Source organism: Streptomyces sp. UH6, from assembly GCF_013421635.1.
Lineage (GTDB): Bacteria > Actinomycetota > Actinomycetes > Streptomycetales > Streptomycetaceae > Streptomyces > Streptomyces abyssomicinicus.
The window spans coordinates 1-1,303 of sequence record NZ_JACADT010001286.1; the positions used below are offsets into that span (position 1 = coordinate 1).

General features: G+C 71.5%; 1 protein-coding gene. It reads right to left on the reverse strand.

Features of this window, described 5'->3' with window-relative positions:
• Window positions 1-13: 13 nt before the first annotated feature.
• Window positions 14-1,303: DNA polymerase (locus HW445_RS31325; RefSeq protein WP_257231419.1), on the reverse strand; the 1,290-nt coding region annotated here is incomplete at its 5' end.

A 1,303-nucleotide genomic window follows, 5' to 3' on the forward strand; every position in this document is an offset into this window, starting at 1 on the left:
CCGGCCCCGTCGCTCAGTGCGCCGCGGACTCCCAGTCCCGGCCCACGCCGACCGACACGTCCAGCGGGGCCCGCAGCGTCACCGCACCGGCCATCTCACGCCGGACCAGTTCCTCCACCGCGGCCCGCTCGCCGGGCGCGATCTCCAGCACGATTTCGTCGTGGACCTGCAGCAGTATCCGCGACCCCAGCTCCGCCTCCCGCAGCGCGGCGTCGACCTTCAGCATCGCGATCTTCACGATGTCCGCGGCGGTGCCCTGGATCGGCGCGTTGAGCGCCATCCGCTCGGCCGCCTCCCGCCGCTGACGGTTGTCGCTGTTCAGGTCCGGGAGGTAGCGGCGGCGGCCGAGGATGGTCTCGGTGTACCCGGTGGCCCGGGCCTCGTCGACAACCCGGCGCAGGTAGTCCCGCACCCCGCCGAACCGCTCGAAGTAGGTGTCCATCAGGGCCCGCGCCTCGCCGGCGTCGATGTTCAGCTGCTGCGACAGGCCGAACGCCGACAGCCCGTAGGCCAGGCCGTACGACATCGCCTTGATCTTCCGCCGCATCTCGGGGTCGACCTGGGACCGCTCCACCGAGAACACCTGGGAGGCGACCGTGGTGTGCAGGTCCTCGCCGGAGGCGAACGCCTCGATCAGGCCCCGGTCCTCCGACAGGTGGGCCATCACCCGCAGTTCGATCTGGCTGTAGTCGGCCGTCATCAGCGACTCGAAGCCCTCGCCGACCACGAAACCGCGGCGGATCGCCCGGCCCTCGTCCGTGCGCACCGGGATGTTCTGGAGGTTCGGGTCCGTCGACGACAGCCGGCCCGTGGCCGCCACCGTCTGGTTGAAGGTGGTGTGGATCCGGCCGTCCGCGGAGATCGTCTTGATCAGGCCCTCCACGGTGGTCCGCAGCTTGGCCTGCTCGCGGTGCCGCAGCATGATCACCGGGAGTTCGTTCTCGGTCTGCTGGGCCAGCCAGGCCAGCGCGTCCGCGTCCGTGGTGTAGCCGGTCTTGGTCTTCTTCGTCTTCGGCAGGCCCAGCTCGCCGAAGAGGACCTCCTGGAGCTGCTTCGGGGAGCCCAGGTTGAACTCGTGGCCCGCCGCCGCGTGCGCCTCCCGCACGGCCTGCTGGACCGCGCCCGCGAACATCTGCTCCATCTTCCCCAGGTGGTCCCGGTCGGCGGCGATGCCGTGCCGCTCCATCCGCGCCAGCAGCGCCGACGTCGGCAGCTCCATGTCGCGCAGCAGCTCGGCGGCGCCCACCTCCGCCAGCCGGCCCTCGAACGCCGCCGCCAGGTCCAGCACGGCCAGCGCCTGCAC